At 62.0% G+C, this 25,687-nt stretch carries 24 protein-coding genes; 23 read left to right on the forward strand and 1 reads right to left on the reverse strand.

Going from position 1 to position 25,687, the window contains the following annotated elements; genetic code table 11:
• The 4 genes from HY067_22750 to HY067_22765 form a co-directional block, all read left to right on the forward strand.
• Positions 1 to 117 (forward strand): IS110 family transposase (locus HY067_22750; protein ID MBI3530775.1); only part of this gene is annotated, 117 nt, incomplete at its 5' end.
• Between the two features lie 105 nt (positions 118 to 222).
• Positions 223 to 1,713, forward strand: a complete 1,491-nt coding sequence (gene glpK, locus HY067_22755; GenBank protein MBI3530776.1) for a glycerol kinase GlpK — start codon at positions 223 to 225, stop codon at positions 1,711 to 1,713.
• Between the two features lie 219 nt (positions 1,714 to 1,932).
• Positions 1,933 to 3,183, forward strand: a complete 1,251-nt coding sequence (locus tag HY067_22760) for an aspartate kinase (GenBank protein ID MBI3530777.1) — start codon at positions 1,933 to 1,935, stop codon at positions 3,181 to 3,183.
• Positions 3,184 to 3,469: 286 nt separating this feature from the next.
• The gene (locus HY067_22765; protein ID MBI3530778.1) at positions 3,470 to 4,027 is read left to right on the forward strand and encodes a hemerythrin domain-containing protein; all 558 of its coding nucleotides are present in this window, start codon (positions 3,470 to 3,472) and stop codon (positions 4,025 to 4,027) included.
• On the opposite strand, the gene HY067_22770 is transcribed toward HY067_22765, so the two are convergent.
• Complete coding sequence (locus HY067_22770) at positions 4,024 to 4,227, reverse strand: hypothetical protein (protein ID MBI3530779.1); 204 nt, start codon at positions 4,225 to 4,227, stop codon at positions 4,024 to 4,026. The two genes, HY067_22765 and HY067_22770, sit on opposite strands and share 4 nt — an antisense overlap.
• Positions 4,228 to 4,573: 346 nt before the next feature.
• Between HY067_22770 and HY067_22775 the strand changes: the two genes are divergently transcribed.
• From HY067_22775 to HY067_22865, 19 genes are all read left to right on the forward strand, one after another.
• On the forward strand, positions 4,574 to 5,851 hold the full coding sequence (locus tag HY067_22775; GenBank protein MBI3530780.1) for a cytochrome C: 1,278 nt from the start codon (positions 4,574 to 4,576) through the stop codon (positions 5,849 to 5,851).
• 23 nt (positions 5,852 to 5,874) lie between these two features.
• Complete coding sequence (locus tag HY067_22780) at positions 5,875 to 6,486, forward strand: cytochrome c4 (GenBank protein ID MBI3530781.1); 612 nt, start codon at positions 5,875 to 5,877, stop codon at positions 6,484 to 6,486.
• Between the two features lie 69 nt (positions 6,487 to 6,555).
• Positions 6,556 to 7,035, forward strand: a complete 480-nt coding sequence (bamE, locus tag HY067_22785) for an outer membrane protein assembly factor BamE (protein MBI3530782.1) — start codon at positions 6,556 to 6,558, stop codon at positions 7,033 to 7,035.
• Between the two features lie 394 nt (positions 7,036 to 7,429).
• Positions 7,430 to 7,801, forward strand: a complete 372-nt coding sequence (locus HY067_22790; GenBank protein MBI3530783.1) for a carboxymuconolactone decarboxylase family protein — start codon at positions 7,430 to 7,432, stop codon at positions 7,799 to 7,801.
• Positions 7,802 to 8,474: 673 nt separating this feature from the next.
• Positions 8,475 to 8,867: a DUF302 domain-containing protein gene (locus tag HY067_22795; GenBank protein MBI3530784.1), complete on the forward strand. Its 393-nt coding sequence runs from the start codon at positions 8,475 to 8,477 to the stop codon at positions 8,865 to 8,867.
• Positions 8,868 to 8,924: 57 nt separating this feature from the next.
• Positions 8,925 to 9,212: a hypothetical protein gene (locus HY067_22800; protein ID MBI3530785.1), complete on the forward strand. Its 288-nt coding sequence runs from the start codon at positions 8,925 to 8,927 to the stop codon at positions 9,210 to 9,212.
• Between the two features lie 97 nt (positions 9,213 to 9,309).
• The gene (locus tag HY067_22805) at positions 9,310 to 11,976 is read left to right on the forward strand and encodes a bifunctional acetate--CoA ligase family protein/GNAT family N-acetyltransferase (GenBank protein ID MBI3530786.1); all 2,667 of its coding nucleotides are present in this window, start codon (positions 9,310 to 9,312) and stop codon (positions 11,974 to 11,976) included.
• Positions 11,977 to 12,587: 611 nt separating this feature from the next.
• On the forward strand, positions 12,588 to 14,201 hold the full coding sequence (locus tag HY067_22810; GenBank protein ID MBI3530787.1) for a PAS domain S-box protein: 1,614 nt from the start codon (positions 12,588 to 12,590) through the stop codon (positions 14,199 to 14,201).
• The gene (locus HY067_22815; GenBank protein MBI3530788.1) at positions 14,198 to 14,842 is read left to right on the forward strand and encodes a response regulator transcription factor; all 645 of its coding nucleotides are present in this window, start codon (positions 14,198 to 14,200) and stop codon (positions 14,840 to 14,842) included. The genes HY067_22810 and HY067_22815 overlap by 4 nt, the downstream gene beginning before the upstream one ends.
• 241 nt (positions 14,843 to 15,083) lie before the next feature.
• Complete coding sequence (locus HY067_22820; protein ID MBI3530789.1) at positions 15,084 to 15,467, forward strand: response regulator; 384 nt, start codon at positions 15,084 to 15,086, stop codon at positions 15,465 to 15,467.
• 40 nt (positions 15,468 to 15,507) lie between these two features.
• Entirely contained in the window at positions 15,508 to 16,386 is an 879-nt protein-coding gene (locus HY067_22825) for a helix-turn-helix domain-containing protein (protein ID MBI3530790.1), read from the forward strand.
• Between the two features lie 74 nt (positions 16,387 to 16,460).
• Entirely contained in the window at positions 16,461 to 16,907 is a 447-nt protein-coding gene (locus tag HY067_22830) for a universal stress protein (GenBank protein ID MBI3530791.1), read from the forward strand.
• 175 nt (positions 16,908 to 17,082) lie between these two features.
• The gene (locus HY067_22835) at positions 17,083 to 17,523 is read left to right on the forward strand and encodes a universal stress protein (protein ID MBI3530792.1); all 441 of its coding nucleotides are present in this window, start codon (positions 17,083 to 17,085) and stop codon (positions 17,521 to 17,523) included.
• A 64-nt stretch (positions 17,524 to 17,587) separates the two neighbouring features.
• Positions 17,588 to 20,050 (forward strand): cadmium-translocating P-type ATPase, encoded by a 2,463-nt coding sequence (gene cadA, locus HY067_22840; GenBank protein MBI3530793.1) that lies wholly within the window; start codon positions 17,588 to 17,590, stop codon positions 20,048 to 20,050.
• A 59-nt stretch (positions 20,051 to 20,109) separates the two neighbouring features.
• The gene (gene ccoS, locus HY067_22845) at positions 20,110 to 20,259 is read left to right on the forward strand and encodes a cbb3-type cytochrome oxidase assembly protein CcoS (protein ID MBI3530794.1); all 150 of its coding nucleotides are present in this window, start codon (positions 20,110 to 20,112) and stop codon (positions 20,257 to 20,259) included.
• Between the two features lie 111 nt (positions 20,260 to 20,370).
• Positions 20,371 to 21,261 carry a universal stress protein gene (locus HY067_22850; protein ID MBI3530795.1) on the forward strand — a complete coding sequence of 297 codons (891 nt, stop codon included), beginning with the start codon at positions 20,371 to 20,373 and terminating at the stop codon, positions 21,259 to 21,261.
• Positions 21,144 to 23,822, forward strand: coding sequence for a cation-translocating P-type ATPase (locus HY067_22855; GenBank protein ID MBI3530796.1), 2,679 nt, complete (start codon positions 21,144 to 21,146; stop codon positions 23,820 to 23,822). The genes HY067_22850 and HY067_22855 overlap by 118 nt, the downstream gene beginning before the upstream one ends.
• A 130-nt stretch (positions 23,823 to 23,952) precedes the next feature.
• Entirely contained in the window at positions 23,953 to 24,618 is a 666-nt protein-coding gene (locus HY067_22860) for a DsbA family protein (protein MBI3530797.1), read from the forward strand.
• A 505-nt stretch (positions 24,619 to 25,123) separates the two neighbouring features.
• Entirely contained in the window at positions 25,124 to 25,654 is a 531-nt protein-coding gene (locus HY067_22865; GenBank protein ID MBI3530798.1) for a hypothetical protein, read from the forward strand.
• Positions 25,655 to 25,687 lie beyond the last annotated feature (33 nt).

Consider the following 25,687-nt stretch of genomic DNA (forward strand, 5'->3'; position numbering starts at 1 on the left):
GTCCAAGCCGGTAAACATCACTATGTGGCCATCACTGCCTGCATGCGCAAAATGCTCGTCATCCTCAACGCCATGCTCAAGTTCAATCAACCTTGGAAGGCCCCTCACAATGCTTGACTTCTAACGCAGTTGCTCTGCGGTTGGCGTTGTCCTGTCGCGATTTGATCCGACAATTTCTGTAAGATCGGGTGCCGATCTTCACACATAACAGAGGGGCGGACCGTGTCCTACATCCTCGCTCTCGATCAGGGAACGACCAGTTCGCGCGCACTGGTTTTCGACCATGCCGGCAACGTGCGCGGCAGCGCGCAGAAGGAGTTCCGCCAGATCTATCCGAACGCCGGCTGGATCGAGCACGACCCGCGCGAAATTCTGGCGTCGCAGACCGGGGTGGCGGCGGAGGCGCTGATCCATGCGGGATTGTCGGCCAGGGACGTCGCCGCCATCGGCATCACCAATCAGCGCGAGACAACGGTGGTGTGGGATCGCGCGACCGGCGCACCGGTCTACAACGCGATTGTCTGGCAGGACCGGCGCACCGCCGCGCATTGCGACCAGCTCAAGGCAGCGGGCAGTGAACCGCTGTTCACGCGCAAGACCGGCCTGGTTCTCGACGCCTATTTTTCCGGCACAAAACTGCACTGGATCCTGGCCAACGTTCCGGGTGCCCGCGAAAAGGCGCGGGCCGGCAGGCTTGCATTCGGCACCATCGACACCTGGCTCATCTGGCATCTGTCCGGCGGCAGATCCCACACCACCGACGCGAGCAACGCGTCGCGCACGCTGCTCTACAACCTCCACGAGGGTTGCTGGGACGAGGAGTTGCTCGACATTCTCGACATTCCCCGATCCCTGTTGCCCGAGGTGGGGCCATCGAGCGGAGCCATTGCGGAAACGGCGGGCGATCTGTTCGCCGCCCACATTCCCATTACCGGCGTGGCAGGCGATCAGCAGGCGGCCTTGTTCGGCCAGTGCTGCTTTACACCGGGCATGGTCAAGAACACGTACGGCACCGGCTGCTTCATGCTGATGCACACCGGCAGCCAGGCAAAGGTGTCGCGCAACAGACTGCTGACGACGGCAGCGTGGACGCGCGGGCGTGCCGCCACTTTTGCGCTGGAAGGCAGTGTGTTCGTTGGCGGGGCCGTGGTGCAGTGGCTGCGCGATGGCCTCGGGCTTTTCCGGTCTTCCGCGGAAGTCGAGCCGCTCGCCGCGAGCGTTCCCGACAGTGACGGCGTTTATTTTGTCCCGGCGTTCACCGGCCTCGGCGCCCCGCACTGGGATCCCTATGCGCGCGGAACATTACTCGGCCTCACGCGCGGCACGACCCGCGCCCACGTCGCCCGCGCAGCGCTCGAGGGCATCGCATACCAAGTTGCCGACGTGCTTACCGCCATGCAGGCGGACGCAGCCATCCCTGTTACCGAGTTGCGTGTAGACGGCGGAGCCGCCGCCAACAACTTGCTGATGCAGTTTCAAGCCGATCTGCTCGGCGTGCCGGTCGTGCGCCCGCGCCAGCTCGAATCCACGGCGCAGGGCGCCGCTTATCTTGCCGGCCTCGCCGTGGGCTATTGGCAGGACGAAGCGGAAATCCGCGCTCTGTGGAAAGTCGATCGGGTATTCGAACCGTCGATCGATGAAGGCCTCCGCGGGGAGTTGTTGGCCAGTTGGCAGCGAGCGCTGGGGAGGGCGAAGGGGTGGGTCGAGCGATAGCGAGGAAAGGAAAAGCAGGACTGAGTGCTGAGGACTGAGTGCTGAGGACTGAGTAAGAGCAAAGTATAAAGCCATCATGACACGGCGGCTCTTTTCCTCGCCTTTACTCAGTCCTCAGTCCTCAGCACTCAGCCTTGCTTTTGGATCCATCCGCTTCGTCATTGCCCGTAAAATCCGCTAAAATCGCGCACTTTTCTACACATCTACACGGCTTCGCCAATGCCTTTGATCGTCCAGAAATACGGCGGCACATCGGTGGGCTCCACCGAGCGCATCAAGAACGTCGCGAAGCGCGTCGCCAAGTGGAAAACCGCCGGTTACGATGTGGTCGTGGTGGTGTCCGCCATATCCGGCGAAACCAACCGCTTGATCGCGCTCGCCAGGGAAATCCAGCCGCACCCCGATCCGCGCGAACTCGATGTCGTCGCCGCGACCGGCGAGCAGGTCACCGCCGGCCTGCTGGCGATGGCGCTGATGGAACTCGGGCTCAAGGCGCGCAGTTATACCGGCGGCCAGGTGCGCGTGCTGACCGACGACGCCTTCAACAAGGCGCGCATCCTGGAGATCGATGAAAGCAACATCCGCCGCGATCTGAAAGAGGGCCATGTCGCCGTCGTCGCCGGTTTCCAGGGCGTGGATCGCGACGGCAACGTCACGACGCTGGGCCGCGGCGGTTCGGATACTTCGGGCGTGGCGTTCGCAGCGGCGCTGAAGGCCGACGAGTGCCAGATCTACACCGACGTGGATGGCGTCTATACGACCGATCCGCGCATCGTGCCCGAGGCGCAACGGCTGAAGACCATCACTTTCGAGGAAATGCTGGAGATGGCCAGCCTCGGATCCAAGGTGTTGCAGCTCCGTTCGGTTGAATTCGCCGGTAAGTACAAGGTGCGGCTGCGCGTGCTCTCGAGCCTGACGCCGCCCGAAATCCCGATCGCGGAAGAAGCCGTTTCGGGGACGCTGATCACTTTTGAGGAAGATGCAGACATGGAACAGGCACTGGTTTCCGGTATCGCGTTCAACCGGGATGAAGCGAAAGTCACGGTCCTCGGTGTGCCCGACACACCCGGCATTGCGTATCAGATTCTCGATCCGATCGCCGAGGCGAACATCGAAGTCGATGTGATCGTGCAGAACATCGGCAGGGACGGGTTGACCGACTTCTCTTTCACGACCCATCGCAACGACCTGAAGAAGACGCTGGACATTCTAAAAAAGGTGTGCCAGCACATCGGCGCACGCGAAGTCATCGGCGACGACAGGATCTGCAAGGTCGGGCTCGTGGGCGTGGGCATGCGTTCGCATGTCGGGGTGGCCAGCAAGATGTTCCGCGCGCTGGCGGAGGAGGGCATCAACATCCAGATGATCTCCACCTCGGAAATCAAGATCACCGTCGTGATCGACGAAAAGTACATGGAACTGGCGGTGAAGGTGCTGCACAAGACCTTCGACCTGGAACAGCCGAGGTGAAGCTGTGACGTGTTGATTTCCACGCTGAGCTGACCCGTATTTTTGTCGGCAAGTCACCTACATTAGAGGCCCCCCAATCGCTTGGCTACACATCGGAGTACGCATGCTTGAGTGGGCCTGTCAGAAATGAATAACAGGGTCAACTGATTATATTTTGATCTGAGTCAATAGCGCGCCGCGGCACTCTGGAACAATTTCTGGGTCGCCATGCCGGGCTACTATCGAGACATCCTGGTGGGCCTATGTTCCCCTGCGCGCGACGCCCGTGTTCCACGAGGACCCTGAAATGGCCAATCCGATCGCTGCATGGCACGCCGAGCACGTTTATTTCAAACAGCTTCTGAACCTGCTGCACAAGCAGGTCGATATGTTCCACACCGGAAAGCAGCCGAACTACAAGCTGATGATCGACATCATCTCGTACCTGAGGGACTATACGGACCGGTTTCATCATCCCCGCGAAGACGTCGCGTTCGCCCGCCTGGCGAAGCGCCGCCCTGACATAGATTTGGTGCTCGCCCGTCTCGTTCAGGAACACCGCGTCATCGCGCACGCAGGGGAGATGCTTCTCAAACTGCTGAACGAGATTCTCGGCGGCGCCATCGTGCAGCGCGCCGAGGTCGAAGTCGCCGCCGCCACCTATCTCGTGTACTACGGCAACCATATTGCCAAGGAGGAGGAGGACATCCTCAGCCGCGCGGCACAGGCTCTCACGCCGGAGGATTGGGAGGCAGTGAGGAGCGCGGTGCCGGCAGGCCGCGATCCCCTGTTCGGAGACCGCCCCGAAGCGCGCTACAAGGAATTGCGCCGGCAGATCGCGCGCGAAGCGAAGTCCGGGGACTAGCGGTCCGCGACTTCGGCCAGCCGCGCGTCGTGTGTGGCAATCGTGTCGCCGCGGCGCGGTTCCAGCGTCCAGTATCGGCTGTATTGCTTGGCAACAATAATAGGTTCACCGGGCAAAGCGCCACGGAAAAGAGACAAGGTCGGCACTCCGCCTTTGATCAAGTGCCGATCGTGCGTTATGGGTCGCTGGATAACTGCCATCGTCGGTTTCCGCCCAGCGCAAACAACGCGATATGCGCGATAGCGAACATCCCGAACGTCAATTTGGGCACATTGATCGCCACAATGCATTTGTTTGATCCAGATCAACAGCAGGTCGAGTTTCAGGGAGCCCAATCTACCCAGGGTCTTTAGCTTTTCCGTACACCGGTTCAGGAGCCGTTAGTGCTCTTTGGGGACAGGGGAGAAGAAAATGGAGCTGAATGAGACGACCGTACAGACTCGGAAAGTGAACTTCGTTGTAGCGATTGCATTTCTTGTTGTCGCTTTCGGGTTGGGGTTTCCCGGACAGTCCCACGCAGTTCCCTCCTTCGCGCGGCAAACCGGCATGGCGTGCCAAGCCTGCCACACCGTGTATCCCGAGCTTACGCCATTCGGCCGCTCGTTCAAGCTAAACGGCTATCAGATCGACAACCTCCCCCAGGTCCAAGGCATTACGTCATCGAAGGAGTATGAGCTGCTGCTGAACCAGGTGCCGCCGCTGTCGGTGATGTTCCAGACTTCGTACACCAAGACTGGCAAGGCGTTACCGGACTCCGCGGTGCCGGGCGCCAATGCGCAGGACGGCCAACTGCTGTTCCCGCAACAGGCCAGTCTGTTTTATGCCGGGCGGGTCGCGCCGGAGCTGGGAGCTTTTATCCAGATCACCTATGACAGCGCGTCCGGAAATGTGCATTGGGACAACTCCGAAATACGTTATGCAAAACAAGTCACAGGAGCGGCGAACGGTCTGACCTGGGGCATCACCATGAACAACAACCCCACGGTGCAGGACGTGTGGAACAGCACGCCCGCATGGCAAACGCCCTTCGACCAGAAATCCAGCGCGGCTCCGGTGCCTGGAGCCATCACGCAAATCGACGGGCTGCTTACCGGCCATGGCGTTGCGGGCTTGACCGGTTACCTGTGGTGGGGGAACTCTGTTTACGGTGAGATCGGGTTCTACCGTTCTTCGCCGCAGGCCTTTAGCGTCAATGGATTGTCAGGGCCGCTCGACAGCACGGCCGGCGGCACGCTCACGAACAACGCGCCGTACTGGCGGCTCGCCTATGAGCACCAGTGGAATCGCAATTCGTTGTCGGTGGGCATGTATGGCATGGAGGCGAAGATCAGCCCCACAGGGCAACCGATCGCCGCCTCCAACGACCGGTTCAGCGATATCGCGCTCGACGGCCAGTATCAATACATTGACGACGAGCACATCTTCTCGACGCAGACGACTTACATCCGCGAGCGCCAGCATCTCGACGGCACTTTTGCGCTCGGCGGATCGGAAAATGCGACCAACGACCTGAAAACGTTCAGGCTGGGCGGCAGCTATTACTATCGGCGCACTTTCGGTGGTGCCCTGGGATATTTCTCGACCACGGGCAGCTCCGACGCGCTGTTATACACGGCAAACCCGACGTTCGGCTTCGCCAATAACAGCCCCAACAGCAACGGCTGGATCGGTGAGCTGGGCTACATCCCTTGGCAGAACGTCAAGTTGCTCTTGCAGTACGTTGCCTACCAGAAGTTCAACGGCGCGAGCTCGAACTACGACGGCAGCGGCAGGAACGCCGGCGACAACAACACGCTCTATCTGCTCGGCTGGCTGAGTTTCTAGTGTGGGAAGTGGGAGATATCGACATGCATAGAAATCTCTTGATCCCGTTCGCGCTGCTCGCGATTTCCTGTATCGCTCCGGCGTCTGCGCAAGAGTCGGAGGCGCGCAAGCTCGCAACCGAGGCTTGCGCTTCGTGCCACGGGCCCCGAGGCGAAAGTATCTCGCCCGCGTTCCCGCGGCTGGCGGGCCAGCCGGCGGAGTACCTGGAAGGTCAACTAAAGGCTTTCCGCGACAGGACGCGCGCTGACCCGATGGCCCAGGCCTACATGTGGGGAATGACGTCGCAGCTCAACGACGATACGATCAAAAGGCTCTCCGCATATTATTCAGCGCAGAAGCCGCTTCCGGGTAAGACCGTGGACGCCAAACTGGTGCAGCAAGGCAAGGTCATTTATGAGGCAGGCGTCCCCGGAGCGAACGTGCAGGCCTGCGTCACCTGTCACGGGAAAAATGCGGAAGGCAACGCGAGCTTTCCCAGGCTCGCCGGCCAGCACGCCGAGTACCTGGTCAAGCAGCTCGTCCTGTTTAAGAGCTTGCTGCGGGCGGGTAGCAACGCACCCATCATGCATAACATCAGCGCGGGCATGTCCTTCGAGCAGATGGAAGCGGTCAGCGCTTACCTGATGTCACGCTAGGGAAGATAAGAGCACGTGTCGAGCGGGCCCACGCTAATTTCTGAACGGAGCGGACGCTTTCTGGTGTGCGTGATCGTCACGGCGCTGATGGTGCTTCCGGCCCATGCCGACCCCACGGATGAACTTGCGCGGCTCCGACAGGAAGCAGCACGGATGAGACAGTCCCTTGACGTCCTCGACGCAAGAATTCGGGCACTGGAAAATGGAAATTCGGATGCGCGTGCCCCAAGCGAAAGCGACCGATCCGTAGTGCCACCTCCGGAATCCACGCTCACTCAGCCGATGCCGAACACCGCTGCGGTGAATTCGCCGAACAGGCAGTCGGTCTCCCCGCTTTTTCTATTGCAGCGCAATTGGTCCGAAATCAAGTCAGGTACGTCGAAAGAACAGGTGGACGCGCTGCTCGGCAAGCCGGAACGAGTGATGCGCATCAACGGCGATCTTGTGTGGTACTACGTACACCCGGGTTTCGGCCGTGGAACCGTGTTTTTCGATGATGAAGGAAAAGTGTCCGGTGCGCAGTCGCCACACATTGGCTGGTCTTGGTAGCGTTTAAAGACCAGGCGCTGGCTGTCGAAGTCAGCAACCCAGGTCATTTAGGTAATTTTCGACTGTCGCCGTCCATGCACGCTCTTCATTCAGCGTACGCTCCGGCATTGAAGCGAACGCGAGGTACACATCCTTCAGCTTCTGTTTGATCGAATCTGTATCGATAGCATTAGCCTCGCTTATGCACTCGACGCCTGCCAGAACAGGTCCCAATGGGTGGGCGGACCTTGACTCGGATCAAATGCATGCTCGTCCCGGCAGCGTAGATTCCATCGGTGAGTCTGCGCGCCGTGAGTATTGCAATGGGAGGCGAATACCTCAGGTTGATAGGGTGACATAACTCGCATGCTAGCCGCCGCAGCGGAAGCGACAATTGACAAGTATTGGAGGACACATGGAGAAGTCTTATGCGGATATCACTGCTCAGATCAACAGTGGGATCGTCAAGCTGCGGCAAGGGATTCCAGATGCGATGGCTGCATTCAGCGCAATGTCAAAGGGAGCGCTCAAGGCGGGAGTGCTGTCCGAGCTACATAAGGAGCTCATCGCGCTCGCGATCGGAGTGGCAGTCCATTGCGAAGGCTGCATTGGGTTTCACGCCAGATCGCTGGTTCGCTTGGGCGCAACGCGCGAGCACGTGATGGAGGCTCTTGCCGTGGCGGTGTATATGGATGGCGGACCGTCTCTGATGTATGCGGCGGAAGCGGTGCACGCGTACGAAGAATTTGTTGAGACCGCAACTGCTCCACTTGCCGTTTCATGTTGAATAGAGTGGACCCAACGATGGTAGTCGGAGAACACGTGTACCCGGGGCGAAACCTGCTGCAGGCATAGAGCTGTCGAAACTTGATGATTTGGCGGCTTGCGTCGCAGTCGGAGATCGCGTGCGTGCGCAGCCCGCCAGCGATCCCGGTGTGAGAACGTGAAGTTCGACGCGGTGACTGGACGCGGGCGGGGAAGTTGGTCTGGCATTGCCGATTGGCCACAATGCCGCTCACCATCTGCTCAGCGCCAAAACGCTTTCTTACTGCTCTGATCGGATTCGCTCCTTTCGCCTCAGTTTGCCAAGAATGCTCTCCCATCAACTGAATAGAGAGAGTCTGCAGCACAGTCGCAGTTCGACCCGCTAACCGCGACGGTCGCCGCAGGAATGGTGGCCAAGGTTAAGGTATCCGGTCGCTGACCGCCACGCCAGCCGGCTGGCCGATGTGCCCGGAGCTTGATGTAGGTCAACCTGCACGTCGCGCAGCAGCGTATTTTTGGCGCATACCCAGAGAGATGATGGAACATGAGGAGACCGAGTGGAAATAACCGGCAGACAGTACTACTTGATCTTGCCGACGGATTTCCATCACGCGTTTTGACGCATCTTCGGATATGGGGAGAACGCGGTCACCCGCAATCGCGGCGCTCTTCGATTGAAAGGGGAAGGAGCAACAATGTCGGCTAAGTACACTTTCGGCAAGACGGTCAAAATGGGTTTTGATCAGGCGCTCGAACGAGTGACTCGGGAATTGGCAAAGGAAGGCTTTGGCGTTCTCACGAAGATCGACGTCGCAGCAACGCTCAAGAAGAAGATCGGCTTGAAGATGCCTCCGTATAAGATTCTTGGCGCGTGCAATCCGCATTTCGCGCATCGCGCCCTGGCTGCCGAGCCGCAGATAGGCGCCCTTCTTCCCTGCAATGTCGTGGTACGTAAGGACGCCGTTGGGAAGACGATAGTGGAGATCATGGACCCTAGGGCGGTATTGCAACTCGTCGAGCGCCCCGAGATTGGCGAGATCGCCGGCGAAGTGCGCAAGCGTCTCGAGCGTGTTCTCGCCGCGGTTTGAGCTTTGGCACGCATACACGGAGGTAAGGTGATTAACTGGAGAACGAATAAATCGTCCTTGTCTGGAGTTGTCGTGCTGGCGGGGTCGCTGGCCGCGATATCCTTGGACACGCTGGGTGCTGAACCGGAGCGCGGCCGTATGCTGCACGACACGCATTGCATTTCCTGCCATGGCACGCAAGTCTACAAACGCGACAGCAAGGTCGCGACGAACTACGAGGAGATACGCACGCAAGTCGTGCGCTGGGAGACCAATGTTTCCCTGCACTGGAGCGCCGGCGACATCGATGCCGTGACAACTTACCTCGCCCGGTCCTTCTACAAGGTACCCTGCCCGGTTTGTTGAGCGAGCTCCTGGACATGGCCTGTGCGGATTCGGATTCCCACCGGTTCATCCGGGTCGGTACCATAAATAAATCTGCGCCGTTGCAATACGTCCGACTTTGACTACCCGGAATCTCCAGCATTTGTTCGCTCCCCAATCGATCGCGGTCATCGGCGCGACCGGGCGAAACGGCAGTGTGGGGGCGGCGGTCACCCGAAACCTGCTCGACGGCGGATTCCGGGGGACGCTGCGTCTCGTCAATCCGAAGCATGATCGCGTGGGAGATCATCCTTGCTACCCGGGTGTGAGCAGCCTCGACATCGCCCCGCAGCTTGCGGTGATCTGCACGCCACCTGATTCGGTACCGGGACTCATCGCCGAACTGGGTGCCAAAGGCACAAAAGCCGCCATCGTCCTGACGGCGGGCCTCGGCCATGCCTCCGATGGTTCCGGACGCACCCTTTCGCAAGCCATGCTGGACGCGGCGAACCCGCATCTGCTGCGCATCCTCGGCCCGAACTGCGTCGGATTGCTGTCACCCCATATTGGACTCAATGCAAGTTTTGCGCATGAGCCCGCTTTGCCGGGGAATCTCGCATTCTTGTCCCAATCCGGCGCGCTCACCACCGCGTTGCTCGATTGGGCGCGTGCCCGTCGGATCGGTTTCTCCCATTTCGTGTCGCTCGGCGAATCCGCCGATGTCGACTTCGGCGACGTGCTCGACTATCTCGCCACGGATCCGGAAACGAAGGCGGTCCTGATGTATGTGGAAGCCATCAAGCATGCCCGCAAATTCATGTCGGCGGCGCGCGCGGCGGCGCGCAACAAACCGATTATCGTGGTCAAGGCGGGCCGTGCGCCGGAAGGCGCAAGAGCCGCCGCTTCGCACACCGGTGCCCTCGCAGGATCGGACGATGTGTATGACGCTGCGTTCCGACGCGCCGGCGCGTTGCGGGTTGCCACCACGAGCGATCTGTTTGTTGCCGCCGAAACCCTGGCGTGCGCCAGACCCCTGTCCGGCGAGCGCCTCGCGATCCTTACCAACGGTGGCGGCCCGGGCGTGCTCGCGGCCGATGCAGTCAGCCTGGGCGGCGCCCAACTGGCCACACTGTCCGACGCGACGATTGCCGGGCTCGATGGCATGTTGCCGGCGACCTGGTCGCATGCCAATCCGGTCGACATCATCGGCGATGCATCCACAGCGCGCTACGTGGAATCCCTCAAGATCCTCGCCGCGGATCCGCAAATCGATGCGCTGCTGTTCATCCACGCACCCACTGCCATCGTGGACAGTACTTCGATCGCGCTCGCTTGCGCACCGCTGTTGCGCGATTGGGCTGCGCCGGTATTTTCGTGCTGGCTCGGCGGAAACGCGGTCGCGCGGGCGCGGCAGGTATTCGTCGATGCGGGCATTCCCACCTATGAGACGCCGGAGCAGGCTGCGACGGCCTTCCTGCAGGGTATGCAATATCGACGCAACCAGGAGATGCTGTTCGAAACGCCCCCTGCGGTGCCGGACGCCTTTACCCCGGAAACGGCCGCCGCACGGTCGATCGTAGACAATGCACTGCGCGAAAACAGGTCGCTGCTCGGCGAGCCGGAAGCGAAAGCGATTCTGCGTGCTTACGGGATTCCGGTGGTGGAGACGCGCATCGCACCCGACGTCGATTCGGCAATCAGCGCGGCGAGGGAGCTCGGTTTTCCGGTGGTCCTGAAGATTTTTTCGCCGGACATTTCGCACAAATCCGACGTCGGGGGCGTCGCCCTCGACATACAGACACCCGACATGCTGTTCGACGCGGCGACGAAAATGCTCGAGCGCGTGCGGGCATTGTGCCCGCAGGCCGCGCTGCGAGGATTTGCGGTTCAAAACATGATCAGGCGCCCGCGCGCTTTCGAGCTGATTGTCGGCGCAGCGACCGACCCGGTATTCGGCCCCATTATCCTGTTCGGACAGGGCGGCACCGGAACCGAACAGATCGCGGACACGGCCATCGCATTGCCTCCGCTCAATGCTTATCTGGTCCGCGACCTCATTTCCCGCACTCGCGTGGCGAAGCAACTCGCCGGTTACCGGGATCGCCCTGCGGCGGATCGCAAGGCGATCGAATGCGTTCTCCTGCGGATCGCGCAACTGCTCACCGATATTGCGGAAGTGGCTGAGCTGGACATCAATCCTTTGCTCGCCGACGAGCACGGTGTTGTCGCCCTCGACGCGCGCATGCGGATCGCTCCCGCAATCAAGGAAGGATCCGATCGCTTCGCGATCCGGCCTTATCCGAATCACCTGGAAGAGCGGGTGGAGGTGGCGGGGCGGCAGGTGTTGGTCAGGCCCATCCGCCCGGAGGATGAGGCCGACTTCAAGGCGTTCATCTCCAGATCGGCAGCCGAGGACCCCTACTTCCGCTTCTTTCACCTGGCGCGCGAGTTACCGCATTCGCAGCTCGCGCGATTTACGCAGATCGACTACGACCGCGAGATGGCACTCATCGCTGTTTGCCAAGGCGAGTTGGTGGCGGAAGTGCGGGCTTTGACCGAACCCGGCAACCTGCGTGCGGAATTCTCCGTCCTGGTGCGTCCGGATTGGTCGGAAACGGGGCTGGACCGTGTGCTGCTTCTCCGGCTCATTGCCTACTGCCGCCAGCGCGGCACGGTGCAGCTTTTCGGCGACGTATTGCCAGGCAATCAACGCATGCTCGATGTGGCGGCAGCGCTTGGATTCCGCAATCTGCCCGATGCCGGGAGAACGATCAGGATAGAGTTGGAACTCGGTCGCCAAATCTGAGGCCGCAACCCACGCGGTGCTGTTCGCTGCCGATTCAGTACCCTTTTGCAGAAACTGGCCAGCGCCTTGACGTCGCCCGCACCAGGCTCACGAGACGTCGGGTCTGGCAGTTTGTTCGCCGCCCCATGCGGGCTTCGGATGATCGGGCGAGAAGACATGAGCCATCGGACAGACGGCCATGTTGCAGCGTTGCAGGCGCATGCACGCCGATATACCTTCGTCCAAGGCTACCCATTTTCCAACGACGGCGCACCATCCCAATGGCGAATTGAACATATGTGGCTCTCTCTTAGACTGGAACGGGTTCCGATACCGCAAAGGTCATCCCACGTTCCCATGCAGGCCAGTCTACGATTTCCGCATCGAAGGAGTTTGATCTGGATCAAGATGATGAGGGGATGGTCGCGTCTTGTTGGACATGGGTTGGTTTCCCCGATCGGGGCCTGGCCGGACGCGGCGCAGCAGACGCGACGACGGTATTCCCGGGACATGATCCTGGAAAAATTTGCGCCCGGGGAACAAAGCCGGAAAATAGCGGTTTCCTCTTTCTTGTCGCGTTTATGCGCAGACGCTGTTCTTCTGTAGCTGCTTTCTGCGTCGGTTGCGGGGGCATGACCGGGTTCGCCTGGGCCCAGCAGGCATCGGCTTCGGCGGCCATCCCGGGGAATGCACCGATCTGGTGGTTTGGCTGCGCGATCGTCGCGCTCGGCGTAGCGTTGGTCGTTGCGGCGCGCTCTGCGCGTTTGCTCGACGACAAGGCCCGGTTCGAGGCCATTGTCCAGTCGGCGATGGACGCAATCATTACCGTCGATTCCGGGAAGCGCATCGTCCTGTTCAACGATGCCGCGGAACAAATGTTCGGCTGCAGCAGATCCGAAGCCATCGGCGAGCCGCTCGACCGTTTCATTCCCGAGCGGTTCCGCGCCGCGCACAGCGCCCACGTCGAGCGCTTCGCGCGCACCGGCAATACGTCACGGCGCATGGGCCTGCAGTCCGCATTGTGGGCACTGCGTGCCGACGGCGCCGAGTTTCCAATCGAAGCATCGATTTCGCTGGCCAAGGCCGGCGGCCAGAAGCTGCTCACGGTGATCATCCGCGACATTACCGAACGCATGACCGCCGCGCACGAACTTGAACGGGCGCGCGAGCAGGTAAGGGCGGGCGAGCTGCGACTCAATGCAATCGTGCAGTCGGCGATGGATGCGATCATTACCGTCGATTCCGATCAGCATATCGTGCTGTTCAACGCTGCGGCCGAGAAGATGTTCGGTTGCGGCGTTGCCGAGGCAACGGGGGGGTCGCTCGATCGATTCATTCCGCAACGCATGCGTGCAAGTCACCGTGCGCACGTCGATCACTTCTCCCGCACCGGAGAAACATCCAGGCGCATGGGCGTCCGGTCGATACTGCTGGCATTGCGGGCCGATGGGACGGAATTTCCGATCGAGGCATCGATCTCCCAGGCGGTCGTCGGCGACCAGAAGCTGCTCACGGTGATCCTGCACGACATTACGGAGCGCACCCGGGCGGAGGAGGAAATCCGGCGTGCAAACGACGAACTCCACGAACTCTCGCTGGCAATGATCGAGGTACGCGAAACCGAGCGTACCCGGATCGCCCGCGAACTGCACGATGAACTCGGACAGGTCCTGACCGCGCTCAAGATGGACGTGGAGCTGTTCAGCGGAAAAATCCCCCAAGACCGTGCCGATCTCGCGGAACATGTGGCTTCCATGAATAGGCTGCTCGATTCGACGGTTGCCACCACGCGTAGGATTTCGAGCGATTTGCGCCCGCTCGTGCTCGACGATCTGGGTCTTGGCGCGGCGGCGGAGTGGTTGATCGAAAGCCTGGCCCAGCGCGCGGGCATTGCCTTCGAACTGAAAATCGATCCGTCCTGCGCCGATCTCGGCGAACCGCATGCGTCGACGCTGTTTCGGGTCATGCAGGAATCGCTGACCAACGTCGCGCGCCATGCGCGGGCGACCCGCGTCGCAGTGCGGCTGATGCGCGCAGGCGGCGATGCGGTGCTCACCATCGCCGACAATGGCGTCGGAATGAAATCCGATGCACGCGCGAAACCCGGTTCGTTCGGTTTGCGGGGCATACGAGAGCGCATATTGCTTCTCGGCGGGGTGTTGAGCATCGTTAGCGAACCCTCCGGGGGTACCACCGTGTCGGCCCGCCTGCCGATGCCGATCACGGCCAGCCGGGAGAATGCATGACCACGCGAATTCTTGTCGCCGATGACCACGCAATCGTGCGCGAGGGACTGCGCCGCATCCTCGCGGCCGACCCGACATTCGTCGTCATGGGAGAGGCGAGTGACGGCAACGAGGTGATGGCCGCGGTGCGGGCCGGCGGTTTCGAAGTGCTGCTGCTCGATCTCTCGATGCCGGGTCGCAGCGGAATAGAGTTGCTGAAGCGGGTGAAGGAGGAACGTCCTGAGTTGAGCGTGCTTGTGCTTTCGATGCACGCCGAACAGCAGTACGCGGTACGGGCGATTCGCGCCGGCGCGTCTGGATATCTTACCAAGGACACCGCGGCGACCCAGCTGACCGCCGCCATTCGCAAGGTCGCCTCCGGGGGACTGTTCATTACGCCCGCGGTCGCGGAAGCGCTGGCTCGTGGGCTGCAGTCACCAGACGGCGGGTTGCCCCACAAGCGGCTCACCGATCGCGAGTTCGAAATTTTCCTGATGCTGGCCAAGGGAGAATCCGTGACCGGTATCGCGGAGCGCCTCAGCCTGAGCGTCAAGACGGCGAGTACGCACAAGACCCATATTCTGGAAAAGATGAAGCTCGGTTCGATCGCCGAGCTGGTCCGCTACGCGCTCGAGCACAGCCTTCTGGATTCCCAGACCTAGAAGCAAGCGGGTTCCCGCCCCTTCCCTTTCCGAGTAGGAGTTTTCCTAAAAGCGGCCGTACGGCTTCTGCGGTCGTGTTTCGTCCAGTGTTGAGGGGGAGGACGCCTGCCGGCGCCTCCCCGATAGGAATATTCCGATGTCAGACCGGATTTTCCCAGCTGACAGAATCAGCGTCCGCCGATGGTGCGGCTGTGCTCGTCTCTCCAAACTGCGAGACATGCATAAAGCTGGCGGCAACCCAATGAATATCTTCGTGGTGGAAGGCTCACCCGAAATCAGAAAGCGGCTCGTTTCGATGGTTCGGAGGGTTGCCGGCATCAACGTGATCGGGGAGGCGGATGCGGTGAGCGAAGCAATCGACGACATACTGCGCGGCCCCGCGGACACGCTGCTGCTAGGTCTGCGGCCCATCGCGGGTGTCGATCTCGATGGCCTGGCTCGCCTGAAACAGTCCCGCCCGCAACTGCGCGTGATCGTGCTCACCAACTTCGCTACCCCGCAATACCGCCAAGCAAGCCTTTCGGCCGGTGCGGAATTCTGTCTCGACAAATCCCAGGAATTCGGCCTTGTTCCCGGAATCCTGCGCAGGTGGCTCGATGCGGCCGGAGATCGACCGGTCGCTTGAACGAAGGCCCGACTGCATACCACTCATAAAGGAGAGAGCGATGTACGACTCGGAATTTGTTAGCACCGAATCGACCAACGGGACCGCAACCCCGCTTGTTTCCCCGCACGCGGCCGTGCCTCACAACCGGTCGATGGTCAGCCTCTCGGAAGTGGCGGCCATGCTCGGCGTCCCGATCGACGTTCCCACAGGCATGACCGACGTCGAATTCCCAGTCCGGCGTCTTCAGCCGGGCGAGACGCTTTGCCGGGCCGGGGACGAATTCGACGCCTTGTATGTCGTGCGATCCGGGTTCCTCAAGACAGTCAGTTTCGACGGGACCGGCAACGAGCAGGTGCTGGCCTTCCCGATGCGCGGAGACGCCATCGGTCTCGACGGCTTCGACCAGGGGCACTACACAGCGGATGCAATCGCGCTGGAGTCCTGTCACGTCATCATCGTGCCCTTCGCGCGCATTGCCGGGCTTGCACACCGTATCCCCGGTATCGAGCGCCTCATCTACTCCATCTTCAACCGCGAGCTGGTGCACAGGCAGAACATGGTCCGGCTGCTGGGGATGCTCAACGCGGAAGCACGCGTCGCCGCCTTCCTGCTCGACCTGTCGGAGCGCTTCGGACGCCTGGGTTGCTCGAAGTCCTCTTTCGTCCTGCGCATGACGCGCCAGGAACTGGGCAGCTATCTCGGCATAAAACTCGAGACGGTCAGCCGGGCGCTGTCGGCGTTCGCCGCTTCGGGCGTGATGGATGTCAGTCGCCGCGAGATGGTGTTGAACGACGTGGAAGGGCTGCGGCGCAAGCTTGAATCGCCGGCCGCCAAGGATCTTGCGCGCCGCACCCGCCATGAGGGGGCGGTCGGCTCGATGTCTTCGTCTGCGCGGGTTGCGTCGCGGGCGGTGTCCTGGTCGCCGATGGCCGCCTGAACCGGCGCTGCCAAACGACGGCAGTCGCTTTTACCGATTGAAGTTCACTCATCTCTAGTCAGGAGGAGACAACCATGTATCGACGTATTCTCATCGCGACGGATGGCTCGCGCCTGTCCCGCAAGGCGATCGAAGAAGGTGTCGCGCTGGCACGTTCGGTCGGCGCGTCGATAGTCGGGTTCCATGCGCGTCCGCCGGTGATGCTGCCCTACTACGCCGAGCCGGCGATCGTGCTTCCCGAGAAAACCGAAAAGTTGATGGAGAAGCAGGGCATCGACGCCGCCAAGAGATATCTGACGAGGATCGAAGCGATCGCGAAAAAGGCGGGGGTCGCGTTCAAGGGCGTCCAAATCGTCGATCCGTCTCCCGCCGATTCGATCGTCAGGGTTGCGAAAAAGGAGAAATGCGAACTGATCGTCATGGCTTCGCATGGTCGCCGCGGCATTTCGCGCCTGTTGCTGGGAAGCGAAACCAATCACGTCCTCACGCGCTCGCGCATGCCGGTACTGGTGGTGCGCTGATAACCGGCTGCCGGAACTGAGTCTGTCCGAGAGTTCGATAGAAAGGATCCGTTGTCTCCGCGGGTTGCGCCGCGGGCCGTGTCGCTGTCGCAGATGGCCGCGTAAACCCGCATTGCAGGACTATGAAAGCACTTTTGCCAATTGAACCTCATGCTTTTGTCGGGAGGAGATAGACATGTATCGACGAATTCTTATCGCGACGGATGGCTCGCGACTTTCCGGCAAGGCAATCGAAGAAGGTGTCGCGCTGGCACGATCTCTCGGCGCGTCGGTGGTCGGATTCCATGCGCGTGCGCCGGTAATGCTGCCCTACAAACCGCCGATCGTGCTTCCCAAGAAAACCAATGAGCTGATCGAAAAGCCGGGCATCGCCGCCGCGAAAAGATATCTGGCGAAGATCGAGACGATCGCGATAAAGGCGGGTGTCACGTTCAAGGGCATCGATGTCGTCGATCCGTATCCTGCCGATTCGATCATCCGAGTGGCAAAAAAGGAGAAATGCGAACTGATCGTCATGGCTTCGCGCGGTCGCCGTGGCCTTGTGCGCCTGTTGCTCGGAAGTGAGACCAATCACGTACTCCTGCGCTCGCATATACCGGTGCTGGTGGTGCGCTGACGACGCTCCGCCGCTTGCCGTATCCGTCCAGGCGAAGCGGTATTCAAGATACCGAAACCATGAGATGACAGCCGAGGCTTCGTGTTTTCATTGCGGATTGCCAGTTGCCGCGGGAGGCACCTGTGTCGCGCTGGTCGATGGGCAGCGGCGGATCATGTGCTGCCCCGGTTGCAAAGCGGTGGCGGAAGCGATCGTGCAGGGCGGACTGTCCTCGTACTACGGTTCGCGCACGGCCTATGCTCTGCGCGCGGAGCAGCGGGCGGCGCAAGCCGCTTTACGGATATACGACCGGCCGGAAGTGCAGTCCGGCTTTGCGCGCTCGCTCGGCGGTCACGAGCGCGAGACGACATTGATCCTCGAAGGAATCACCTGCGCCGCCTGCGTGTGGCTCAACGAGCGCCATCTAGCAGGACTGCCCGGCGTGCTATCTGCCGAAATCAACTACGCGACGCGACGCGCGCACGTGCGCTGGGACGATTCGCGCATCCGTTTGTCCGCAATCCTCGGACAGGTCGAATCGATCGGTTATCGCGCCTGGCCGGCGACTTCAGCGAACGCCGAGCAAGCCCGACGTCGCGAAACGCGCGCGGCCTTGTGGCAACTCTTCGTTGCCGGTTTCGGCATGATGCAAGTGATGATGTACGCCTTGCCCGCCTATCTCGCGGACGAAGGCAGCATGAGCGAAGACGTCCGGCTGCTGATGCGGCTGGCCAGTCTGTTGCTGACCGTGCCGGTGGTGTTTTTCTCCGCCGCGCCGTTTTTTCGTGGCGCCTGGCGCGATCTGCGGCGGCGCAAACCGGGAATGGACGTACCCGTCGCACTCGGCATCGGCGTCGCCTTCGGCGCCAGCCTGTACGCCACGTTCACGCGCGGGACGGAAGTGTATTACGACTCCATCACCATGTTCGTCTTCTTCCTGCTGTGCGCACGCTGGTTCGAGATGCGGGCGCGGCAGAAGGCGGCCGCGAATCTCGAATACCTCGACAAGGCGCTGCCGCTCGCGGCGCATCGCCTGCGCGACTTTGCGCGCGGCATGGAGACGGAGGAAATTTCCGCGATATCGCTACGCGCCTGCGATCTGGTCCTGGTGCGCGCCGGGGAGAATTTTCCGGGGGATGGCAACGTCGTCCAGGGCGACACGGAATGCGACGAGTCGTTGCTCACCGGGGAGAGTACCCCGGTGCGCAAGCGCAGCGGCGAAAGGATCAGTGCCGGATCGTTCAACCGGCTGAGTCCGGTGGTTGTGCGCATCACTCACGTGGGCGAGGATACGTGCGTGTCGGGTGTGCGCCGGCTGGCAGAGCGCGCCAGCACGCAGCGGCCGAGGATCGCAGAACTCACCGAGCGAGTGGCGAGCCGCTTCGTGGTCGGCGTGCTGATCTTCGCCACCGCAGCCGCAATGCTTTGGCTCTGGGTCGACGCATCCCGCGCACTATGGGTCGCGGTGGCCGTGCTGGTGGTGAGTTGCCCCTGTGCGCTGTCGCTAGCCACGCCGACGGTGATGACCGTGGCGGTAGGGCGTCTTGCGCGTCGCGGTGTGGTGATCGTGCGCGCGAATGCGATCGAGGCGCTGGCCGGCGTGACGCATGTGGTATTCGACAAGACCGGCACATTGACCGAAGGCCGCTTCAGCCTTGTGGCTGCAATGTCTCGGCGTGGCGTCGAATTGGACAGGGCGCTGGCCATTGCGGCAGCGCTGGAGCGCGATTCCGAGCATCCCATCGCGACAGCGCTTGCGGCGGCCGCAACGAGTGCCAGCGCGGTGGTGGCCTCTGCGATTCGAAATGTCCCCGGCTCGGGCATCGAGGGCAGCGTCGATGGCCTGCGCCATCGCTTGGGTAGTTTGCCGTTCGTTGCCGAGATCGCCGGCGCGCTGCACTCCACCGAGCCGGACTGCGCGGGCGCCACGCGTGTGTGGCTGGGTTGCGACGATCGATGGCTTGCCTGCTTCGACCTGATGGACCAACTGCGGCCGGAGGCGGAGTCCGTCGTGCAACGGCTGCAAGCCGACGGCAAGCATGTGCTGATCTGGAGCGGAGATGCCACTCCCGCAGTCGGCACCGTGGCCCGCCAACTCGGCGTCGATGCTTACGAGGCCGGGTTGCTGCCTCTGGACAAGCAGGCGCGCATGCTGGCCATGCAGCAGCAGGGCGCGGTGGTAGGGATGGTGGGCGACGGAGTGAACGACGCGCCGGTGCTCGCGCAGGCGCAGTTGTCGATAGCGATGGGCAGCGGCGCGTTGCTTACCCAGGCGCACGCGGACATCGTGCTGCTGTCGGGACGTCTGCAAGGCCTGATCGAGGCGATTGGCATTGCCGCGCAAGCCCGGCGCATCGTACGGCAGAACCTGGTCTGGGCGACGGCCTACAACGTCGTCGCGTTGTCCTTCGCCGCCGCCGGCCTGTTCACGCCGTGGCTGGCGGGCATCGGCATGGGGGCCAGCTCACTGATCGTGGTGCTCAATGCCTTGCGCGTTCGCGAAGTGAGGCGAGAGGCGGGAGGCGGGAGGCGGGAGGCGAGCGGGTAAGGAATCTTCGGTGCGTTTACTCGCTCCTCACTCCTCACCCCTCACCACTCACCTCTAACATGGACATTCTCTACCTCCTGATCCCGCTCTCGGTTGTGCTGGTGTTCCTCATCGGTTGGGTATTCTGGTGGTCGCTCGGCAGTGGGCAGTTCGACGACCTCGAAGGGCCGGCCCACTGCATTTTGCAGGATGACGACGATCCACGGTAACGAAGCCGGTCTTCGGGAATCCGAACCGGCGGTTTGACGCAAATCAACGGCCGCCGCGTCGCGTCGCGTAGAATTGCACGCACAAGATCGTGCAATCCTGAGGGCCCTACGATGGCGGGCGCAACCCCATATAAATTTCTGCTGGCAGTCGACGGTTCCACCCACGCGAATCGCGCCGTCGAATATCTGGCGCGGCGCGCCGCAGGCCTGAGACCGTGCGAAGTCCATCTTGTCTATGTGCTGACACCGCGCATCGCGGCCTTGCTCACGTCCCCGCAACAGGATCTGCTGCTCCAGGCAGGCGCGGAGACCGCCGGGGCGCGCCGGGTGCTCGATGCGGCCGGCATCGCCTACCGGTTCCATAGTGAACTGGGCAATCCGGCAGCCAGCATAGTCGACTTGATCCGGTCCCTGGCCTGCGACGAGGTGGTGGTGGGCAGCCGCGGCATGAGCGCGCTGGACAGTCTTGCGCTCGGATCCGTGGCCTCCAATATCGTGCATCTGTCTCCTGTGCCGATCACGGTCGTTCCCAATCCCTTCGCCACGTCCGAACTCCAACTTGGCGACGGAGAAGGGATCCATCGAGTCCTGCTGCCGGTCGACGGCTCGCAACCAGCCGCCAGAGCGGTCGAGTACGTGTGCGCGCTGCGGGATGCGCGCATTCCCGTCGAGGTGCGGCTGCTCAATGTCCAGATTCCGATCGCCTCGGGAAATGTACGGCGCTTCGTTTCCCAGGAGACGATCGACGCATACTGTCGCGCAGAAGGCCAGGACGCGCTGGGCGCCGCGAAAAAAGCGTTGCAGGCGGCGGGCTTGGTCTTCAACGAGGACATTCAGATCGGGCACGCGGGGGAGATCATTGTTAGGGAGGCGTTGCACCGGGGATGCACGCGGATCGTGATGGGAACGCGCGGCCTGGGTGCCCTGGCAAATGTCATCGTGGGCTCCACTGCGTTGCAGGTCATGCATCGGTCGGAACTCCCCGTCACTCTGGTGAAGTGAACGCGGCGACGGTATCCCCGCAGCCTGTTGCAACCGGTCTGAGCGAAACCGGCTTGAGCGAAGCAGAGGCCGCGCGTCGCCTGGCCCGACACGGCCCCAACGAATTGCCTTCGGCGAAGCGCCGGGACGTGCTGCGCATTGCACTGGAAGTCGTGCGTGAACCGATGCTGCTGCTACTGGTTGCTGGCGGCACCATTTACCTTGCCCTCGGCGATCTTCACGAAGCGCTGATCCTGCTGGTGTCCGTGTTCGTGGTGATGGGCATCACCATCTACCAGGAACGCAAGACCGAGCGCGCTCTGGAGGCGCTGCGCGATCTGTCCAGTCCGCGCGCCCTGGTGGTGCGCGGAGGCGAGGAAAAGCGCATCGCCGGGCGCGAGGTCGTGCCCGGTGATCTGGTGCTGCTGCACGAAGGCGATCGCGTGCCGGCCGACGGCGTGTTGGTCGACTGCAATGAGTTCAGCGCCGACGAATCCCTTCTCACCGGGGAATCCTTGCCGGTCTCCAAACGGACAGCGGCTTCGGAAGTACGCGAGATGGCGAATCCGGGCGGCGATGCGCAGCCGTTCGTGTTCTCCGGCGCGCTGGTGGTCCAGGGGTACGGAAAGGCGCGCATTCTGGCGACCGGTGGGCAGACGCAGATCGGCCGCATCGGCAAGGCGCTCGAGACGCTGGAAGTTCAGGACACACCGCTGCAGATCCAGACGGCGCGCATCGTGCGGATTTTCGCCGCGATCGGGCTGCTGCTGTGTTTTGCCGTAGTGGTGCTCTATGGGACGTTGCGCGGCGACTGGCTGGCGGGATTGCTGGCCGGCATTACGCTGGCGATGGCGGTGCTGCCGGAGGAGTTCCCGGTGGTGCTTACGGTTTTCCTCGCACTAGGCGCCTGGCGCATCTCTCAGAACAAGGTTCTGACCCGGCGCATGCCGGCGATCGAGACGCTTGGCTCGGCGACCGTGCTGTGCGTGGACAAGACCGGCACGCTCACCGAAAACCGCATGGCGGTGGCGGAACTCGCGGTCGCGGGCCACCATCACGATGCCGCGCGCGGTGCTTTGCCGGCGAACGTGCGGCCGGTGGCGCATTACGCTGCGCTGGCGTGCGAGCTCAGTCCGTTTGATCCGATGGAACGGGCGATCGTTGGCTACGCGATCGAGCACGACGCCGAAACCGTGCGCATGCGCGAGCATTGGCGGCTGGTGAAGGAGTACGACCTCACGCGCGACTTGCTGGCGGTCACGCACTGCTGGCAGAGGGTGGATGGTGGCGAGGTCGTCGTCGCTGCCAAGGGGGCGCCCGAGGCAATCGCGAAGCTATGCAAGGCGGACACGGCGCTGCAGGCCGGCATACTGCACCAGACCGCGCATATCGCATCGCGTGGACGCAGGGTGCTCGGTGTGGCGGAGGCGCGTTTTCACGGCGGCGAGTTTCCCGCCCGCCCCACGGAATTCTCGTTCAAGTTTCTCGGACTCATCGCACTCGCGGACCCGGTAAGGCCGACGGTGCCGCAGGCAATCAAGGAGTGCTACGACGCCGGCATCCGCGTGGTGATGATCACCGGGGACTACCCGGGAACGGCACAGTCGATTGCCGACGAAATCGGCTTGAAGTCCCCCGGCGGGGTGCTGACCGGTGCGCAGCTCGAGCGCTTGAGTGCTGCGCAGTTGCGCATACGCGTAGCGGAAGTCAGCGTCTTCGCACGGGTGGTTCCGGAACAGAAGTTGGCACTTGTCGAGGTACTCAAAGCCAACGGGGAGATCGTCGCCATGACCGGCGACGGCGTGAACGACGCCCCGGCGCTCAAAGCGGCGCACATCGGCGTGGCCATGGGCGGACGCGGCACCGACGTAGCGCGCGAGGCCGCATCGCTGGTGCTGCTGGAAGACGACTTCAAGTCCATCGTCGAGACCGTGCGGCTCGGGCGGCGCATCTACGACAACATCCGCCATGCGATGAGCTATCTGATCGCGGTGCACGTGCCGACCGCGGGCATGGCGTTGCTGCCACTGCTTTTCGGCTGGCCGTTGGTGTTTGCTCCGGTGCACATCGTGTTTCTGGAGTTCGTGATCGATCCGGCGTGCTCGATCGCCTTCGAAGCCGAGCCTGCCCATCCGGCAACCATGCGACGTCCGCCGCGAAATCCGCAGGAACCTTTGCTGGGCGGGCGCTTGCTCTGGTATTCGTTTCTGCAGGGGATGGTCGTGCTGATTGCCGTCGCGGCGCTCTATTATCTTGTGCTGGAGCATGGATTCGCGGAAGAGCGTGCGCGGGCGATGGCGTTCACCGCGCTGGTGCTGGGCAACGCCACACTGATACTCTCCAACCGTTCGCAGAGCCGCAGCATCGTTGCGACGCTGCGGATGCCGAACCGGGCACTCTGGTGGATCGTCGGCGGCGCCCTCGGCGGGCTGGCGGTCGCGCTCTATCTCCCGCCGATGCAGAGGATCTTCAAATTCGAAGCTCTGGCCTTGGCCGACCTGTTGCTGTGCATGCTGGCCGCATCGGCCGGAATAGTGTGGTCCGAGATCGTGAAGCTGGTGCCGAGGCGGGAAGAGCAGTGATTGAGCGATTGGGTGGCCAAGTGATCGGGTTTTTCGGCTTCGGCCTTGAGCTGACCAGCATTGCCTGAATATCAATATCCGCAAACGGCCAAAACCGGTCACTGGTGTGTCGCCCTCTGGGATTTCCAAAATGGAACCCATTCGAGTCATGCATTTTTCGGATACGCTCTGCGTCTGGGCGTACGTCTCGCAAATTCGTATTGACGAGTTGATAAAAAATTTTGCCGGGTCGGTGGAGCTGGAGTACCGCTACCTGCATGTCTTCGGGGATGTGCCCAAGAAAATGGAGGCGTCTTGGAAGGATCGCGGCGGCGTGCAGGGCTACAACGAGCATGTCAGGACCGTGTGCGGTAAGTTCGGGCATGTAGCACTCGATCCCCGGGTCTGGGTTCGCACCACACCGCAGTCCTCGATGCCAAGTCACCTATTCCTGTGTGCGGTCAGGCTGCTTGAATCCGACGGCAGAGCGCCCCGGGGTGCGCTCTCCACCGCAGCCTGGGCGGTACGCGAAGCCTTCTTCAAGGAAGGCGCTGATGTTGCGCAGTGCGAGACCTTGCTCGGGATCGCCGAAAAGATCCAGCTGCCAGTCGCCGAGATCCAGAACATCATAGACACCGGATCCGCGCACGCCGCGCTGTGCGGCGACTTAGATCTGGCCCGCACTCACGGCATTCAGGCCAGCCCCACTCTGTTGTTCAATGAGGGCCGCCAGCGGCTGAGCGGTAACGTCGGCTATCGCGTCATCGAGGCAAACATCCGGGAGCTGCTTGAAGGCGCGCCCGGTCAGCTGTCCTGATGCTGAGGGCAAAGGAGCGCAATGCCGCGGTCAATTGAGCGCATTTTGATCTAAGTCAATAGCGCGCCACGGCGCTCAGGGACAATTTCTCGATCGCCGTGCCACGCCCACTGACGGCATTACCCACAAGAGGTGGGCGATAAGGAACGAGAGGCGAGGAGAGCCCGCGGGGTTCCGGGGGTACCGGTCCTTCGACCATAACCGGCCTAAAAGGGTACTCCCGGCTTCGCCTGGGTATTCGACCGTAAGGGACGCGGGGTGGATTGCCGTGATGCGACAAGTTTTTTGCCCTTCACCCTTCACTCCTTCACGCATGCACTTATGCAGTTGAAAACGAACGTCATCCACACCCGCGTCAGATCCTCCCTGTCTGAGCCCACGACGTTTGCGCGCGCGCTCCGTTTCTGTTGGGCATCTGACGCCGATTCGATTGATCTCCGTCAAAGTCATGCTGGACAGTCCGCGTAGCCTGCAGGCATCACCGCGGCAATCGGAGGAGATCATCATGTCGATATGCAGCCCTCGGATCAGCTTGCTCCTGATTACCGGCACGCTGTTCCTGAGTCCGGCCGGCAATCTCGGGGCCGGCGACGCCGGTCCGGCGCCCGGCACGTACCGGGTCGTCGACGGGAAAGTCGATTGGGGTACTTACGCCGGCTGGTTCACCTATCACCTGTCCTGCCACATGTGCCATGGGCAGGATGCATCGGGTACCGACGTGGCGCCGGACCTGAGGCAGAGCCTGAAAACGATGACGCAGGCAGAATTCGCGAACAAGGTGCTGGCACGATACCGGATTCTGGGCCCATCTCCGGATGGGCCTCCCGACGATGCTGCGCGCGAATCGGTCATCAATGAAGTGTTGCAGCAGCGGCGTAGCGAACGAGGCCGGGTCGAGATGCCGGTATGGCTGGCCGATCCCGGCATGAAACCGCATGTCCTCGATCTCTACGCGTACCTGAAAGCCCGCTCCGACGGCGCCATCGGCACCGGCCCCCCTCTCCCCGGCCCTCTCCCGCAAGGGGAGAGGGAGTAATGTCAAAATCGAAATCAGCGCTCGTGTCGTGAG

It is taken from the genome of Betaproteobacteria bacterium, from assembly GCA_016194905.1.
Lineage (GTDB): Bacteria > Pseudomonadota > Gammaproteobacteria > Burkholderiales > JACQAP01 > JACQAP01.